General features: G+C 72.9%; 13 protein-coding genes. 10 read left to right on the forward strand and 3 right to left on the reverse strand.

Going from position 1 to position 16,245, the window contains the following annotated elements:
• Positions 1 to 129: 129 nt before the first annotated feature.
• A complete protein-coding gene (locus QA634_RS29430; RefSeq protein WP_012335497.1) occupies positions 130 to 600 on the reverse strand; it encodes a cupredoxin domain-containing protein in 471 nt (156 codons plus the stop codon).
• 279 nt (positions 601 to 879) lie between these two features.
• Positions 880 to 1,857 carry an iron exporter MbfA gene (gene mbfA, locus QA634_RS29435; RefSeq protein ID WP_012335498.1) on the reverse strand — a complete coding sequence of 326 codons (978 nt, stop codon included), beginning with the start codon at positions 1,855 to 1,857 and terminating at the stop codon, positions 880 to 882.
• Between the two features lie 281 nt (positions 1,858 to 2,138).
• On the opposite strand from mbfA, the gene alaS reads away from it, so the two are divergent.
• The 5 genes from alaS (at position 2,139) to rfbA (ending at position 8,373) form a co-directional block, all read left to right on the forward strand.
• A complete protein-coding gene (gene alaS / locus QA634_RS29440; RefSeq protein WP_012335499.1) occupies positions 2,139 to 4,799 on the forward strand; it encodes an alanine--tRNA ligase in 2,661 nt (886 codons plus the stop codon).
• A 145-nt stretch (positions 4,800 to 4,944) separates the two neighbouring features.
• The gene (gene rfbC, locus QA634_RS29445) at positions 4,945 to 5,499 is read left to right on the forward strand and encodes a dTDP-4-dehydrorhamnose 3,5-epimerase (protein ID WP_012335500.1); all 555 of its coding nucleotides are present in this window, start codon (positions 4,945 to 4,947) and stop codon (positions 5,497 to 5,499) included.
• A 24-nt stretch (positions 5,500 to 5,523) separates the two neighbouring features.
• Positions 5,524 to 6,576, forward strand: coding sequence for a dTDP-glucose 4,6-dehydratase (gene rfbB / locus QA634_RS29450; RefSeq protein WP_012335501.1), 1,053 nt, complete (start codon positions 5,524 to 5,526; stop codon positions 6,574 to 6,576).
• A gap of 7 nt (positions 6,577 to 6,583) precedes the next feature.
• Positions 6,584 to 7,477, forward strand: coding sequence for a dTDP-4-dehydrorhamnose reductase (gene rfbD / locus QA634_RS29455; RefSeq protein ID WP_012335502.1), 894 nt, complete (start codon positions 6,584 to 6,586; stop codon positions 7,475 to 7,477).
• 11 nt (positions 7,478 to 7,488) lie between these two features.
• Complete coding sequence (rfbA, locus tag QA634_RS29460) at positions 7,489 to 8,373, forward strand: glucose-1-phosphate thymidylyltransferase RfbA (protein ID WP_018263793.1); 885 nt, start codon at positions 7,489 to 7,491, stop codon at positions 8,371 to 8,373.
• 42 nt (positions 8,374 to 8,415) lie between these two features.
• Here the strand turns inward: rfbA and tyrS are convergent, their stop codons facing one another.
• On the reverse strand, positions 8,416 to 9,690 hold the full coding sequence (gene tyrS, locus QA634_RS29465) for a tyrosine--tRNA ligase (protein ID WP_018263792.1): 1,275 nt from the start codon (positions 9,688 to 9,690) through the stop codon (positions 8,416 to 8,418).
• Between the two features lie 161 nt (positions 9,691 to 9,851).
• Here tyrS and QA634_RS29470 point away from each other — a divergent pair, with 161 nt between their 5' ends.
• The 5 genes from QA634_RS29470 to QA634_RS29490 all read left to right on the forward strand — a co-directional run bounded on the left by QA634_RS29470 (position 9,852) and on the right by QA634_RS29490 (position 16,229).
• Positions 9,852 to 10,979, forward strand: coding sequence for an anhydro-N-acetylmuramic acid kinase (locus QA634_RS29470; RefSeq protein WP_012335505.1), 1,128 nt, complete (start codon positions 9,852 to 9,854; stop codon positions 10,977 to 10,979).
• Entirely contained in the window at positions 10,976 to 11,569 is a 594-nt protein-coding gene (locus tag QA634_RS29475) for a DUF3578 domain-containing protein (protein WP_012335506.1), read from the forward strand. The genes QA634_RS29470 and QA634_RS29475 overlap by 4 nt, the downstream gene beginning before the upstream one ends.
• A 247-nt stretch (positions 11,570 to 11,816) precedes the next feature.
• Positions 11,817 to 13,190 carry an N-acetylmuramoyl-L-alanine amidase gene (locus tag QA634_RS29480; protein ID WP_012335507.1) on the forward strand — a complete coding sequence of 458 codons (1,374 nt, stop codon included), beginning with the start codon at positions 11,817 to 11,819 and terminating at the stop codon, positions 13,188 to 13,190.
• Between the two features lie 148 nt (positions 13,191 to 13,338).
• The gene (locus QA634_RS29485) at positions 13,339 to 15,765 is read left to right on the forward strand and encodes a penicillin-binding protein 1A (RefSeq protein WP_012335508.1); all 2,427 of its coding nucleotides are present in this window, start codon (positions 13,339 to 13,341) and stop codon (positions 15,763 to 15,765) included.
• 260 nt (positions 15,766 to 16,025) lie between these two features.
• Positions 16,026 to 16,229, forward strand: a complete 204-nt coding sequence (locus tag QA634_RS29490) for a transcriptional regulator (protein ID WP_265576452.1) — start codon at positions 16,026 to 16,028, stop codon at positions 16,227 to 16,229.
• Positions 16,230 to 16,245 lie beyond the last annotated feature (16 nt).

The raw sequence follows: 16,245 nt of genomic DNA on the forward strand, positions 1-16,245 counted from the left end.
CATCCCGAAGGAATCAAGCCGATGTGGCCTGAGGGGCTTGCCGGTGGCCGGTGCGGGCCGGCTCCCCGCCGGCGCGCCGCCGCAGGGGAGGGGCGCGTCCGGTCCGGGACCGGGCGCGGCTTGCGCGGCTCAGCGCGGGGTCGGATCGACCAGCGTCAGCTTGCCCTCGAACGGCTTGCTCTGCGCCGTGACGCTCGTGCAGCCGAACGTGTACTCACCCGGCCCGATCGTGCGCAGGCGGATCTCGCCGGTGCCGTTCTCCTTGACCAGGTAGGCGTCGTTGCTCGCCACGTGGACCACGTCGCCGTCGTGGTGGAGCACGTTCTTGTTCTGGAAGATCTGCGGCGCCGTGAGCGTCACGCGCGCGCTCGACCGGTTGGTGACTTCGAGCGCCACGTTGCTGTTGGCCGGCAGGCGCAGCTCCGCCGGCTCGCACTTGGCGGCGCCGTTCTCGCTCGTGATGGTGAGCTGGACCGGCGGCATCGCGTCGCCCCCGGCCTTGGGCGGGGGCAGGTCGTTCGCCGCGAGGGCCGCCCCGGCGAGGCCCGCCAGCAGGAGCCCGGCGAGGCCGCCGCGGGCCAGGGAGAGGTGTCGCATCATCGTCGCTCCGTCCGGTCTGCATGAACGCGCAGGCCAAACGTCGGGAGCCGGCCCGATGTTGCCGGCTGCGACCGGAAGGACCGGCCGCCCGCTCAGGCGCTGTCCGGACGATCACGTCCGGACAGCGCCTGAGCCCGCGCGGCGCTTGAGCGAAGCCCAAAGCCGCCATCCCGAAGGGATCAAGCGGATTTGGGATGACACGCCCGCGCGGCGCCTGAGCGACGCCGACATCCGCATGGCCGAAATGGGAGATGGCGACGCAATCCGTCGGATCTCGGATCAGGCGCTGCCGATCAGGATGCCGGTCGCGAAGACCAGGAGCCCCCCGACCACGACCTGGAACGCCGCCTGCAGGAAGGGCGTGTCCATGTAGCGGGCGCGGATCCAGGAGATCGCCCAGAGTTCGAGCAGCACCACCGCCACCGCGAGGCCCGTCGCGAGCCGGAAATCGTGGATCAGGTAGGGCAGGGTGTGGCCGATCCCGCCCGCCGTCGTCATCAGCCCGCAGACGAGGCCGCGGATCCAGGGCCGGCCGCGCCCGGTCATCGAGCCGTCGTCCGAGAGCGCCTCGGCGAAGCCCATCGAGATGCCGGCTCCCAGCGAGGCCGCGAGCCCGACCAGGAAGGCGTCCCAGCTGTTCTGCGTCGCGAAGGCCGCGGCGAAGACCGGGGCGAGCGTCGAGACCGAGCCGTCCATCAGGCCCGCGAGGCCCGGCTGGATCACCTGCAGCACGAACAGGCGGCGGGCGGTCTCCTTCTCCTCCTCGCCGGCCCGGGTCTCGGCGCGCGCCTCCAGCTGCGAGGCCATCGCCTCGTGCCCGGCCTCCACGTCCGCGAGGTCGCCCAGGAGCTTGCGCACCTTCGGGTCGCTGCAGCGGGCGGCCGCCTCCCGGTAGAAGCGCTGGGTCTCGGCCTCCATCGTCTCGGCGCGGTGGCGCACCGCCGCGATGTCGAAGCGCGCCTGCATCCAGACCGGCTTGCGGCGCACGAAGCCCTTCACGTCCTCGCGGCGGATCAGCGGGATGTGGTCGCCGTAGCGCTCCTCGAAGAGGTCGAGGAGCTGGCGGCGATGGTCGCTCTCGGCGCTCGCCATCTCCCGGAACACCTGCGCGGAGGCCGGGTAATGCTCCCGCAGGCGCTCGGCGATCTCGCGGTAGATGCGCCCGTCCTCCTCCTCCGCCTGGATGGCGAGAGCGAGAACTTCCCGGTCGGTGAGGTCGGACAGGGCAACCTGCGGGCCCTGCGTGAACAGCGGCATGCGCGGCTCTCCGGTGCATGAATTTAGAATTGCTCTAATTCCAGACTGAGCCGCGCGTCAACACCCGCGGGGTGCCCGCGGCGCCGCGCGCCGCACCGGCGCGGGGGCGGCGGGCGCGCGGGGCTCGCCTCGACACGGGGGGATGGCATGACTAAGAGAACGGGCGCGAGCCCTTGGTGCTCCTCACGAAACGCCCGCCGTCCGCCCAGCGGGCGTTCCGTGAGCGGCACTCCCGGGCCGGGATGTTCTCGCCCCCACCTCAACCCACGAGTTTTCGCCCGATGAGCGGTGTCAACGAGATCCGGTCGACCTTCCTCGACTACTTCGCCAAGCACGGGCACGAGGTCGTCCCCTCCTCGCCGCTCGTACCGCGCAACGACCCCACGCTGATGTTCACGAACGCCGGCATGGTGCAGTTCAAGAACGTCTTCACCGGAGTCGAGAAGCGGCCCTACCACCGCGCCGCCACCGCCCAGAAGTGCGTCCGCGCCGGCGGCAAGCACAACGACCTCGACAACGTCGGGTACACGGCGCGCCACCACACCTTCTTCGAGATGCTCGGCAATTTCTCGTTCGGCGACTACTTCAAGCCGCTGGCGATCGAGTTGGCCTGGAACCTCGTGACGAAGGAGTTCGGCCTCGACAGGAGCAAGCTGCTGGTCACGGTCTACGCCGACGACGACGACGCGGCGACGCTGTGGCGCAAGATCGCCGGCTTCCCGGAGGAGCGCATCATCCGCATCGGCACCTCCGACAATTTCTGGCAGATGGGCGATACCGGCCCGTGCGGGCCGTGCTCGGAGATCTTCATCGACCAGGGTCCGGAGCTGTGGGGCGGCCCGCCCGGCAGCCCGGAGGAGGACGGCGACCGCTTCCTCGAATTCTGGAACCTCGTCTTCATGCAGTACGAGCAGATCGAGCCGGGCAACCGGGTCGGCCTGCCGCGGCCCTCCATCGACACCGGCATGGGCCTGGAGCGCATGGCGGCGATCCTCCAGGGGGTGAAGAGCAACTACGACACCGACCTGTTCCGGAGCCTGATCGACGCGGTGGCCCACCAGGTCGGCCGGCCGCCGGAGGGCGCGCAGACCGCCTCCTACCGGGTGATCGCCGATCACCTGCGGGCCGCCTCCTTCCTGGTCGCCGACGGGGTGCTGCCGGGCAACGAGGGGCGCGGCTACGTGCTGCGCCGGATCATGCGGCGGGCCATGCGCCACGCCCAGCTCCTCGGCGCCCGCGACCCGATGATGTACCGCCTCGTGCCCACCCTGGTGCGCGAGATGGGGCAGGCCTATCCCGAGCTGGTGCGGGCCGAGTCGCTGATCTCCGAGACCCTGCGCCTGGAGGAGACCCGCTTCCGCCGCACCCTGGAGCGCGGCCTGTCGATCCTGGACGCGGAGACCCGCGACCTCTCCGAGGGCCAGAACCTCTCGGGCGAGACCGCCTTCACGCTCTACGACACGTACGGGTTCCCCCTCGACCTGACGCAGGACGCGCTCAAGTCGCGCGGCATCGGCGTCGACACCGACGCCTTCAAGGCCGCGATGGAGCGCCAGCGCGCGGCGGCCCGCGCCGCCTGGGCGGGCTCCGGCGAGGCGGCGACCGAGACCCTGTGGTACGCCCTGCGCGAGCGCGTCGGCGCCACCGAGTTCCTCGGCTACGAGGCCGAGACCGCGGAGGGCGTGGTCACCGCCCTGGTCCGGGGCGGCGTCGAGGTCGAGGCGCTGGCGTCCGGCGAGGAGGGCCTGCTGGTGGTGAGCCAGACGCCCTTCTACGGCGAGTCCGGCGGCCAGGTCGGCGATACCGGCACGGTCGCGGCGGCGGGGCTGCGGGCGCGGGTCACCGACACCGAGAAGAAGCTCGGCGACCTCTTCGTGCACCACGTCGCGGTCGAGGAGGGCCGGCTCACGGTCGGGCAGGCGGTGGAGCTGAGGGTCGACCACGCCCGCCGCGCGGCGATCCGCGCCCACCACTCGGCCACCCACCTGCTGCACGAGGCGCTGCGCCAGGTGCTCGGCGACCACGTCGCCCAGAAGGGCTCCCTGGTCTCGCCCGAGCGCCTGCGCTTCGATTTCAGCCACCCCAAGCCGATGAACGACGACGAGGTCGCGGCGGTCGAGGAGATGGCGAACCGCGTGCTGCTGCAGAACGGGCCGGTGGTGACGAAGCTGATGGCCGTCGACGACGCCATCGCGACCGGGGCCCGCGCGCTCTTCGGCGAGAAGTACGGCGACGAGGTCCGGGTCGTCTCGATGGGCGAGGATCAGGGCGGGGACGGGCGCCGGCGCACCTTCTCGGTCGAGCTCTGCGGCGGCACCCATGTGGGCCGCACCGGCGAGATCGGGCTGATCACCGTGGTGGGGGAGGGCGCGGTCGCCTCCGGCGTGCGCCGGATCGAGGCGATGACCGGCGACGCGGCGCGGCGCCACCTCGCCGAGGAGAGCCGGCGCCTCGCCGCCGTGGCGGGGCTGCTGAAGGTCCCGCCGGCCGAGGCGGCCGACCGCCTCGCCGCCCTGATCGAGGACAGGCGCCGGCTGGAGCGGGAGCTCTCCGAGGCGCGCCGCAAGCTCGCCATGGGCGGCGGCGGGGCGGGCGAGGAGCCGGTGCGCGAGGTCGCGGGCGTCAAGCTGATGGCCCGTTCCGTCGAGGGCGTCGAGATGCGCGACCTCAAGAGCCTCGCGGACGAGGGCAAGAAGCGCCTCGGCTCGGGCGTGGTCGCGATCGTCGGCGTGGCGCCGGACGGCAAGGCCGGCCTCGTCGTCGGCGTCACCGACGACCTGACCGACCGCTTCGACGCGGTCGCCCTGGTGCGGGCGGGCTCCGAGCGCCTCGGCGGCAAGGGCGGCGGCGGGCGCCGCGACATGGCCCAGGCCGGCGGCCCGGACGGGGCGGCGGCGCAGGACGCCCTCGCCGCGATCGAGGCGGCGCTCGCCGCCGCATGAGCCGGGCTCGCCGCCTGGGCGGGGCTTGCCGCCTGAGCGGCGCCGCGGCCGCTCGGGCTTGCCGCGGCTGCCGGGAGACAGTACGGCCCCAGCCGGGCGGACCCGGCCGGGGCCCAGGACGGGGAGCGGAGGGAGAGCGTCGCGCATGAGGATCGTGGATCAGTCCATCCCGGACGTGAAGCTCGTCGTCCCGGCGCGCCACGGCGACGCGCGCGGCTGGTTCTCCGAGACCTACCGGGCCGACCTCCTCGCGCAGGCCGGCATCACGGACCTCTTCATCCAGGACAACCAATCCTTCTCGGCCCAGGTCGGCACGGTCCGGGGCATCCACTTCCAGACCCATCCCCACGCGCAGGGCAAGCTCGTCCGCGTCGTCTCCGGGGCGATCCTCGACGTCGCCGTGGATCTGCGCCGCGCCTCGCCCAGCTACGGCCGCCACGTCGCCGTGCGCCTGGATGCCGAGAACGGCCACCAGCTCTACGTGCCGGTCGGGTTCGGCCACGCCTTCTGCACCCTCGAACCCGACACCGCCATCGCCTACAAGGTCTCGGGCGGCTACTACAGCCCCGCCCATGACGGCGCGCTCCTCTGGAACGACCCGGATCTCGGCATCGACTGGCCGGTCTCGCCCGAGGCCGCGATCCTCTCCGCCAAGGACAAGGCCGCCCCGCGCCTCGCCGACCTTCCCGCCCATTTCTGACGCCCCGAACGGAGATCCCCTCCCATGCGCATCCTCGTCACGGGCGGCTGCGGCTTCATCGGCTCGGCGCTCGTCCTCCACCTCGTCCGCGACCTCGGCCACGAGGTGCTCACCCTCGACGCCCTCACCTACGCGGCCAACCCGATCTCGCTCCTGCCGCTCAGGGACGAGCCCCGCCACCGGCTCGTTCAGGCCGACATCTGCGAGCCCGAGCGCGTCGCCGCGCTCTTCGCGGAGTTCCGGCCCGAGGCGGTGATGCACCTCGCCGCCGAGAGCCACGTCGACCGCTCGATCACCGGACCGGCCGCCTTCATCCGCACCAACGTGGTCGGCACCCAGGTCATGCTCGAGGCCGCCCGCGCCCACCATGCCGGCCTGCCCGCGGACGGGCAGGCGCGCTTCCGCTTCCTCCACGTCTCCACCGACGAGGTCTACGGCTCGCTGCCCCCGGGCGGCTTCTTCACCGAGGAGAGCCGCTACGACCCCCGCTCGCCCTACTCGGCCTCCAAAGCCGCCTCCGACCACCTCGCCCGGGCCTGGCACGAGACCTACGGCCTGCCGGTGCTCGTCACCAACTGCTCGAACAATTACGGGCCGCGCCACTTCCCCGAGAAGCTGATCCCGCTGATGATCCTCAACGCGCTGGAGGGCAAGGCGCTGCCGGTCTACGGCGACGGGCAGAACGAGCGCGACTGGATCCACGTCGAGGACCACGCGCGCGGCCTCGTCGCGGTGCTGGAGCGGGGCCGGATCGGCGAGACCTACCTGCTCGGCGGCCGCGCGGTGCGCAGCAACCTTTCGGTGGTGCGCACGCTCTGCGCGATCTTCGACCGGCTGCGGCCCGAGGCCGGCCCGCACGAGCGGCTGATCAGCTTCGTGACCGACCGTCCCGGCCACGACCGGCGCTACGCGATCGACCCGAGCAAGGCCGAAGCCGAACTCGGCTGGCGCCCGACCCGGAGTTTCGATCAGGCGCTGGAGGAGACGGTCCGCTGGTACCTCGACCACCGCGAGTGGTGGCAGCCGATCCGCGAGGGCCGCTACGCGGGCGAGCGCCTCGGCCTGACGGCGGCGTGAGGGCGCGATGCGGGCGATCCTGATCCTCGGCGGGGGCGGCCAGGTCGGCACGGCGCTGCGGCACGCCGCCTGGCCGGCGGGGGTGGCGCTGCACGCGCCGTCGCGCGAGGCCCTCGACGTCACCGACGAGGCGGCCGTGGCGGCGGCGCTCGCCGAGCGCGCCTACGCGGCGGTGATCAACGCCGCCGCCTACACGGCGGTCGACCGGGCCGAGAGCGAGGTCGCGGCGGCGTGGCGCCTCAACGCGCTGGCGCCCGCCATCCTCGCCGCCGCGACGGCGCGGGCGGGGATCCCGCTGGTGCAGGTCTCGACCGACTACGTGTTCGACGGCAGCTTGGCGGGCGCCTACCCGACCGACGCGCCCGTGAACCCGGCCAGCGTCTACGGGGCGAGCAAGGCGGGGGGCGAGATGGCGGTGCGCACGGCCAATCCGCGCCACGCGGTGGTGCGCACGGCCTGGGTGGTGAGCCCGCACCGGGCCAACTTCGTCAAGACGATGCTGCGGCTGGCGGGCGAGCGCGACGCGCTGCGGGTGGTGGACGACCAGCGCGGCTGCCCGACCTCCGCCGACGACCTCGCGGCGGCGCTCGCCGCGATCGCCCTGCGGCTCGCCGAGGATCCCGCGGCCCCGGGCGGCACCTACCATTGCGTGAATGCCGGCGCGACGACCTGGTGCGGCTTCGCGCGGGCGATCATGGCGGGCGCCCGGGCGCGCGGGGCGCGGGCGGTCCCGGTCGAGCCGATCGCGACCTCGTCCTACCCGACGCCGGCGCGGCGCCCGGCCAATAGCGAACTCTCGACCGCGACGCTGAGCCGGGATTTCGGGATCGTGCCGCGGCCCTGGGAGGCGGCGCTCGCCGACATCCTGGACCGGCTGATCGGCCCGGTGACGCCGGCCTGAAGGAGGCCATGATGAAGGGCATCGTGCTCGCCGGCGGCTCCGGCACCCGACTCCACCCGGCGACGCTCGCGATCAACAAGCAGCTGCTGCCGGTCTACGACAAGCCGATGATCTACTATCCGGTCTCGGTGCTGATGCTGGCCGGGATCCGCGAGATCCTGATCATCTCGAGCCCCGAGCACCTGGACAATTACAAGCGGCTGTTCGGGACGGGCGAGCAGTTCGGGGTGACCTTCTCGTACGCGCTGCAGCCGCGGCCGGAGGGGCTGGCGCAGGCCTTCCTGATCGGGCGGGACTTCGTCGGCGCGGACCCAGTCTCGCTGATCCTGGGCGACAACCTGTTCTTCGGGGCGGGCCTGCGGGCCCTGCTGCAGCGGGCGCGGGCGCGGGCGCGGGGAGCGACGGTGTTCGCCTACCACGTCGACCACCCGGAGGCCTACGGGGTGGTGAACCTCGACGGCTCGGGCCGCCCGACCAAGCTGGTCGAGAAGCCGAAACTGCCGGAATCGACCTGGGCGGTGACCGGCCTGTACTTCTACGACAACCAAGTGCTCGACATCGCGGCGGCCGTGAAACCCTCGCCGCGGGGCGAGCTGGAGATCACGGACGTGAACCAGGCCTACCTGGAGCGCGGGCAGCTCGAGGTGGAATGCATGTCGCGCGGCTACGCGTGGCTGGACACGGGAACGCATGACAGCCTGCTGGAGGCGGGGGAGTTCGTGCGGGTGATCCAGAGCCGGCAGGGGATGCAGGTGGCCTGCCTGGAGGAGATCGCCTACCTGCAGGGCTGGATCTCCCGCGAGCAGGTGGCGGCGCGCGGCGACCTCTTCGCCAAGACGAATTACGGCCAGTACCTGCTGCGCCTCGCCCGCCAGGAGACGCACGCGGGCTATTGAGGCCGGGCGCCTCCGCGGCGGGGCTCCGCCCCGCCCCCGCCGTCACACCGGCCGCAGCAGCACGTGCTTCTTGCGCCCGAAGGACAGCTTGATCACCCCGTCCCCGGTCAGGTCGCCCTCGCCGAGCACCGCCCGCTCGTCGCTCACCGCGGCGTCGTTGACCTTGAGCCCGCCGCTGCGCACCTGCCGGCGCGCCTCGCTGGTCGAGGGCAGCAGCTTGGCGTGGTCGGGGCCGAAGGCGGCGAGCACGCCGAGGCCCGCGGCCAGGGCCGCCCGCGGGATCTCGACCGTCGGCAGGGTCTCGGGCGCCGCCCCCTCCTCGAAGGTGCGCCGCGCCGTCTCGGCCGCCGCCTCGGCCGCCTCGCGCCCGTGCAGCAGCGCAGTCGCCTCGGTGGCGAGCACCTTCTTGGCCTCGTTGATCTCGGCCCCGCCCAGAGCGGCGAGGCGGTCCGTCTCGGGCAGCGGCAGCAGCGTGAACAGGCGCAGGAAGCGGCCGACATCCGCGTCCTCGGTGTTGCGCCAGAACTGCCAATACTCCCAGGGCGAGAGCAGGTCGGGATTGAGCCAGACCGCGCCCGAGGCGGTCTTGCCCATCTTGGCGCCCGAGGCCGTGGTCATCAGCGGGCAGGTCAGGGCGTGGAGCTGCGGCGTGCCGAGCCGGCGCCCGAGGTCGATCCCCGTGACGATGTTGCCCCACTGGTCGGAGCCGCCCATCTGCAGGGTCACTCCGTAGCGCCGGTTCAGCTCCACGAAGTCGTAGGCCTGCAGGATCATGTAGTTGAATTCCAGGAAGGACAGTTCCTGGTCGCGCTCCAGCCGCAGGCGCACGCTGTCCATCGACAGCATCCGGTTCACCGAGAAGTGACGGCCGACCTCGCGCAGCATCTCGATGTAGTTGAGCTGGGTCAGCCACTCGGCATTGTCGGCCATGCGGGCGAGGCCTGCGGCCTCGCCGAAGCGCAGGAAGCGCGCGAAGGTCTTGCCGATCTCCGCCTTGTTGGCGTCGATCTGCTCCACCGTGAGGATCCTGCGGGTCTCGTCGCGGCCGGACGGGTCCCCGACCCGCGTCGTGCCGCCGCCCATCAGCGCCACCGGCGTGCCGCCGGTCGCCTGCAGCCAGTGCAGCATCATGATCGAGAGCAGGTGCCCGATATGGAGCGAGGGCGCCGTGCAATCGTAGCCCACATAGGCCGTCAGCCGGCCCTCGCGGGCGGCCTCGTCCACGCCCGCGAAGTCGGAGCATTGGTGGACGTAGCCGCGCTCGATCAGGACCTTCAGGAACTCGGAGCGGGGCGCGAAGTCGGTGGGCGCGGCCATGGGCATCGGGTCTCGTGTGGCGGCGGGACAAGCCCCGGCCGCCGTGCTAGCTCGGATGAATGCGCGGCGCTCATAGCAGCGCGCGGCGCGAAAGGCACGGGCCGGGTTCACGGGCCGGGTTCACGGGCCAGGTTCACGGACAGGGATCGCGGGCAGGCATCATGGGACGGGTGATCGGCCTGATGAGCGGCACCTCGCTCGACGGCGTCGACGTCGCGCTGATCGAGACCGACGGCGAGGCGGTGAGCGTGACGCGCGGCGGCAACGGCGGCCTCGCGCCGCTCGGCCCCACCGGCTACCGCGCCTATTCGGACGAGGATCGGGCGCTGCTGCGCCGGGCCCTCGCCGATGCGGAGGCGATCCGCGCGCGCGGCGACCGGCCCGGAATCCTGCGCGAGGCGGAGGATCTCGTGACCGCGCGCCACGCCGAGGCGGTGGAGGCCTTCCTGGCCGAGACCGGGCTCGCGCCCGGCGACATCGACCTCGTCGGCTTCCACGGCCAGACCGTGATCCACCGGCCCGGCGCGGGGCTCACCGTGCAGATCGGGGACGGCGAGGCCCTGAGCCGCCGCCTCGGCCTGCCGGTCGTCCACGACCTGCGCGACGCGGACGTGCGGGCGGGCGGGCAGGGCGCCCCGCTCGTGCCGGTCTTCCACCGGGCCCTGGCGCGGGCCTCGGGCTTCGAGGGGGCGCTCGCGATCCTCAACATCGGCGGCGTCGCCAACGTCACGCTGATCAGCCGGGCGGGGGATCTCCTCGCCTTCGACACCGGGCCCGGCAACGCGCTCCTCGACGACTGGATGCGCGAGCGCACCGGAACGCCCCTCGATCGCGGCGGCCGCGCCGCGGCGGCGGGGCGGCCGGACGAGGCGCTGCTCGCCTGGCTCCTGGTCCACCCCTACTTCACCCGCCGCCCGCCCAAATCCCTCGACCGGAACTGGTTCTCGCACCGGGTCGCCGGCCAGCTCCCGACCGAGGACGGGGCCGCGACCCTCACCGCCTTCACGGTCCGGGCGATCGCCCGCGCCCTCGACTTCGCCGAGGAGCCGCCGCCGCACTGGATCGTGGCCGGGGGCGGGGCGCGCAATGCCGAGATGCTGCGGCTGCTGCGCCACCACCTGCGGGCCGAGGTGACGCCGGCCGACGCGATCGGCTGGTCCTCCTCGCATCTCGAGGCCCAGGCCTTCGCCTACCTGGCGGCGCGCTCCGCCCGCGGCCTGCCGATCACCTTCCCGTCCACGACGGGCGCCCCCGCGCCGATGACCGGCGGCGTCACGGCGCGTCCGTGAGCCTCGGCCACGCGCTCGCCCGCATCGTCCGCGAGTACCCGGCGGCGCGCTGCGACCCGCTCCCCGGCCACCCGCTGGCGCACGTGATCCGCCGCGGCGCCCCCGACGAGGTGCGGGCCGCCCTGCCGCCGGGCGCCGCCCTCCTGGTGAAGGGCAGCCCCGGCCGCGGGCGGCACTGGGCGGCGGTGCCCTGGATCGCCGTCTTCGACCCCGCCGTCACCACCAGCGCCACGCGGGGCTACTACCTCGTCTACCTGTTTCCGACCGACCGGGAGGCCGTGCACCTCTCCCTGGCGCAGGGCACGGTCGCGGCGATGCGGGCGCACGGGTGCCGGGCCCCGGCGCATCTGCGCGCGGACGGCGAGCGCCTGCGGGCGCGCCTCGCCGACCATGCGGACCGGCTCCCGGTGACGCGGATCGGCCTCGGCACCGTCGGCGACCTCCCCCTCGGCTACGAGGCGGCGCACATCCTGGGCCTCAGCTACGGGCTCGCGGAACTCGGCGACGAGCGGCGGCTGCGCCGCGACCTCGCGGCCGGGCTCGAGGCCTGCGCGGCCCTCAAGGCGCGCGGCGGGCTGGCGCCCAGGTGATCCGGGATCCGCTTGATCAAAGCGGATCCCGGATCACGAGCCCGCGCGGCGCCTGAGCGAAGCCATCAACCGGATGGCGTATGAGCCGGCGGAGCGCCCAGTCGAAGCGCGGCTGTAACCTAACGGCAACAGGCATCCGGCGCTGGCACCGGAAGGCTTAGCGGCGCGTTAACCATGGCGCGCTTATCGCGTAACCGGGATCACCTTCGCGATTCGCCACAGCCCAGCCACAGCCCAGCCACAGCCCATGCCGCGACCGCCCGCCCGATTCGAGACCTGCGCCACGCCCGCGGCGGCCCTTCGGCCGGCCCCGCGCCGGGCGGCGACGCGTCTCGGCCTCGCGGCGGCCCGCCTCGTGGGAGCCTGCCTGGTCGGGATCTGCCTGTTCGGGACCTGCCTGGTCGGGACCTGCCTGGTCGGGGCTTGGCTCGGCCTCGCGCCCGCGGCCTGGGCGGGCGCGCTGCCGGCGGTCGCGATCGCGGCCGAGCTCTCGCCCGCGCCGGAGGGCGGCACCCGGCTCAGCGTCGTGCTGTCGCGCCCCGTCGAGGCCAAGGCCTTCGTGATGGAACGGCCCGACCGCGCCATCATCGACCTGCCCGAGGTGAACTTCCAGCTCCCGCTGGAGACCGGCCGGCGGCGGGAGGGCCTCGTCGCCTCCTTCCGCTACGGCCTGTTCGCGCCCGGCCGCTCGCGCATCGTCATCGACCTCGCCCAGACCGCCACGGTGGCCAGGGTCGCGACCAGCTCCCGCAAGCGCGACGGGGCGACCTTGCTCACCATCGACCTCGCGCGCGCCGACCGCGACGCCTTCCGGCGCGCCGCCGTCGCCCCGGCGCCGCCCGCCGCCCCGAAGGCCGTGCCGGCGAGCGCGGGCGACACCCGCCCCCTCGTCATCATCGATGCCGGCCACGGCGGCACGGATCCGGGGGCGATCGCCGCGAACGGCGCCTTCGAGAAGGACATCGTCTTCGGCGTCGCCCGGGACCTCGCGCGGCGCCTGGAGCAGGGCGGGCGGGTGCGGGTGCGCATGACCCGCGAGAGCGACGTCTTCGTGCCGCTCGGGGAGCGCGTCCGCATCGCCCGCGACGCGAGGGCGGATCTCTTCATCTCGATCCACGCGGATTCGATCTCGGCCGCCCCGCAGGTGCGCGGGGCCACGATCTACACCGGCTCCGAGAAGGCGACCGACGCGGAATCGGCCCGCCTCGCCGACCGCGAGAACAAGGCCGACCAAGCCGCCGGCGCCGACAGCGCCGAGGGGCCGGGCGACGTCGCCGACATCCTGCAGGAACTCACCCTGCGCGAGACCCGCGGCTTCTCGGCGCGCTTCGCGCAAGGCCTGCTCGGCCAGCTCGACCGGGTGATGGAGATGAGCAGCAAGCCCCACCGCGAGGCGGGATTCCGGGTGCTGCGCTCGCCGGACGTGCCCTCGGTGCTGGTCGAACTCGGCTACCTGTCGAGCAAGCACGACCTCGACCTCCTGCTCTCGGACGCGTGGCGGGCCAAGGTCACGACCCGCATGGCGGAGGCGATCGAGGCCTTCTTCGCCGCCCGCCCGGCCCCGGTCCCGGCCGTGGTCGCCCGCAGCTCGGCGCTGACCACCGCCCCAGTTTCACCATAGATCCCGTGTCGATGGGCGCCCGTCGGCGTCTCGATTCCCCAGGGCCTGCCGCGGCCGCTCGCCTCTCGCCGAAGCGGCGCGATGGGGATATCCTGGCCGCGGCGCGGCCTGCAGCCCCTGCGGCTCATCATCGACGGATCGGGTTCGGATGCGCTTTGTCCTTCGCTTCTTCGGCTTCCTGTTCAGCATCGCCGCGATGGTCTTCGTCGCCGGCGCCGCGGTAGGCGGCTACTTCTACTGGAAGTACTCTCAGGACCTGCCCGACCACGCCGCGCTCGCCAATTACGAGCCGCCGGTGATGACCCGCGTCCACGCGGCGGATGGCAGCCTGCTGGCCGAGTATGCCCGCGAGCGGCGGCTCTACCTGCCGATCCAGGCGATGCCCAAGATCGTCGTGGCGGCCTTCCTGTCGGCCGAGGACAAGAACTTCTACAAGCACAACGGCATCGACCCCGAGGGCATCGTCCGCGCCGTGCTCACCAACGCCCAGAGCGGCAAGAAGCAGGGCGCCTCGACCATCACCCAGCAGGTCGCCAAGAACTTCCTGCTCTCCAGCGAGCAGACGATCGACCGCAAGGTCCGCGAGGCGCTGATCGCGCTGCGCATCGAGTCGACCTATTCCAAGGACAAGATCCTCGAACTCTACCTGAACGAGATTTTCCTCGGCACGATCGTGCCGGGCCGCAACCTGCACGGGATCGCCGCCGCCGCCCTCGATTATTTCGGCAAGTCGGTGCACGAGCTGACGATCCACGAGGCGGCCTACCTGGCGGCGCTGCCCAAGGGGCCCAACAACTACCACCCCTTCCGCAAGACCCAGGCGGCGCTGGCCCGGCGCAACGAGATCATCGGCCTCATGGCCCAGAACGGGTACATCACCCGCGAGGAGGCCGAGGCCGAGCGCAAGCAGCCCCTCGGGGTCAATCCGCGCAGCATCTCGCCCAACACCGCCAACGCGAACTACTTCGCCGAGGAGGTGCGCCGCGAGATCGCCGAGCGCTACGGCGAGAAGAAGCTCTACGAGGGCGGCCTGTCGGTGCGCACGACCCTCGACCCGAAGATGCAGGCCCAGGCCCGCAAGGCCCTGGTGGACGGGCTCGTGCGCTACGACCAGGCCCGGGGCTGGCGCGGCCCGCAGGCCCGCCTCGACCTCGCCGGGCGCGACTGGGGCCAGGCGGTGGCGGAGGTGCAGGCGCTGGGCGACGTCCAGCCCTGGCGGCTCGCCGTCGTCCTCGACACGGCCGGCGGGCGGGCGCAGATCGGCCTGCAGCCCAAGCGCGAGAGTTCGGGCCAGGTCTCGAAGGACCGCGAGACCGGGATCATCGGCCCGGAGGGCGTGCGCTGGACCGGCCGCAGCGTGGCCGCGGCCCTGAGCCCCGGCGACGTCGTCTACGTCGAGCGCATGGACGGCGCCGGCAACGCCTACCGGCTGCGGCAGGTGCCGGAGATCTCGGGCGCCATCGTCGCCATGGACCCGCATACGGGCCGCGTCCACGCCATGGTGGGCGGCTTCTCCTTCGACGAGAGCGAGTTCAACCGCGCCACCCAGGCCCAGCGCCAGCCGGGCTCCTCGTTCAAGCCGATCGTCTACTCGGCGGCCCTGGACAACGGCTACACGCCGTCCTCGATCGTCCTCGACACCCCGATCACCATCGAGGCCGGTCCGGGTCAGGAGGCCTGGACGCCCTCGAACTACGACGGCAAGTCGGGCGGCCCGCACACCCTGCGCTACGGGATCGAGCACTCGAAGAACCTGATGACGGTGCGGCTCGCCAAGGATATCGGCATGCCGCTGATCGCCGAGTACGCCCGCCGCTTCGGCGTCTACGACGACCTGCTCCCGGTGCTGCCGATGTCGCTCGGCGCCGGCGAGACCACGGTCATGCGCATGGTCACGGCCTACTCGATGCTCGACAATGGCGGCCGGCGCATCCGCCCGACCCTGATCGACCGCATCCAGGACCGCACCGGCGAGACGATCTACCGCCACGACAACCGCAAGTGCATCGGCTGCGACGCCGAGAAGTGGTCCGGCCAGGACGAGCCGAAGCTCGTGGACGAGTCCGAGCAGGTGCTCGACCCGCTCACCGCCTACCAGATGGTCTCGATCATGGAGGGCGTGGTCCAGCGCGGCACCGCCACGATCCTGAAGGACGTCGGCAAGCCGCTGGCGGGCAAGACCGGCACCACCAACGACGCCAAGGACGCGTGGTTCGTGGGCTTCTCGCCGGATCTCTGCGTCGGCATCTATCTCGGCTACGACAAGCCCCGCTCCCTCGGCGACCGCGCCACCGGCGGCGGGCTGGCGGCGCCGATCGCCCGCGACTTCCTGAAGGCGGCGCTGGCCGACAAGCCGCCGACTCCCTTCCGGGTGCCCCCGGGCATCAAGCTGATCCGGGTCAACCTCGCCTCGGGCACGCGCGCCTCGGGCGGGGAGGGGAGCATCCTGGAAGCCTTCAAGCCCGGCACCGCGCCGCCCGACAGCTACTCGGCCCCGGCGGCGGCCCAGCCCTCGGCCCCGGGCGCCCCGCCGCCGGACGCGGACCGGGCGGCCCAGGCGGGCGGCTTGTACTGACGCACCGGATTGCGGGGTCCCCGCGCGGGATCCCGCCCCGATTGGTCCGCGAGCAGGCCCTGGTGGCGCTCGTCCGCCCGGTCACCCGCCTCGGCTTCACCGCCACCGTCGTTGCGGGCCGCCTCCTGCGCTTGGTCTCCGCACTTGGCAAGCGGGCTGGCGGGCGGAGCCTCCGTCACGGCCCGGGAGACGGGGCTCAACGTCCGGCAGCGAGGCGCCGCCATCATCCTCCTGCCCTGCGGTGGCGACGAGGGACGATGATGGCTGAGGAGATCCGCGACCTCGATCCGGCGGACATGCTCCGCTCGGACGAGGCCATCGGAGCGGTCCTGTCCGGCCTGCCCCGCGCGCAGCTGCAGCGCTCCCTCGCGGAGGGCGGGATCCCGAGCCTGGAGATCACGCTCGGGATCCTGAGGGCGCTCGGTGTCGGGGTCTCGGCCACCCCGCTCGGGGCCGCTTCCTGACCGGCGGCTCCGTTTA

This window comes from Methylobacterium sp. CB376 (assembly GCF_029714205.1).
In the GTDB taxonomy this organism is placed as follows: domain Bacteria; phylum Pseudomonadota; class Alphaproteobacteria; order Rhizobiales; family Beijerinckiaceae; genus Methylobacterium.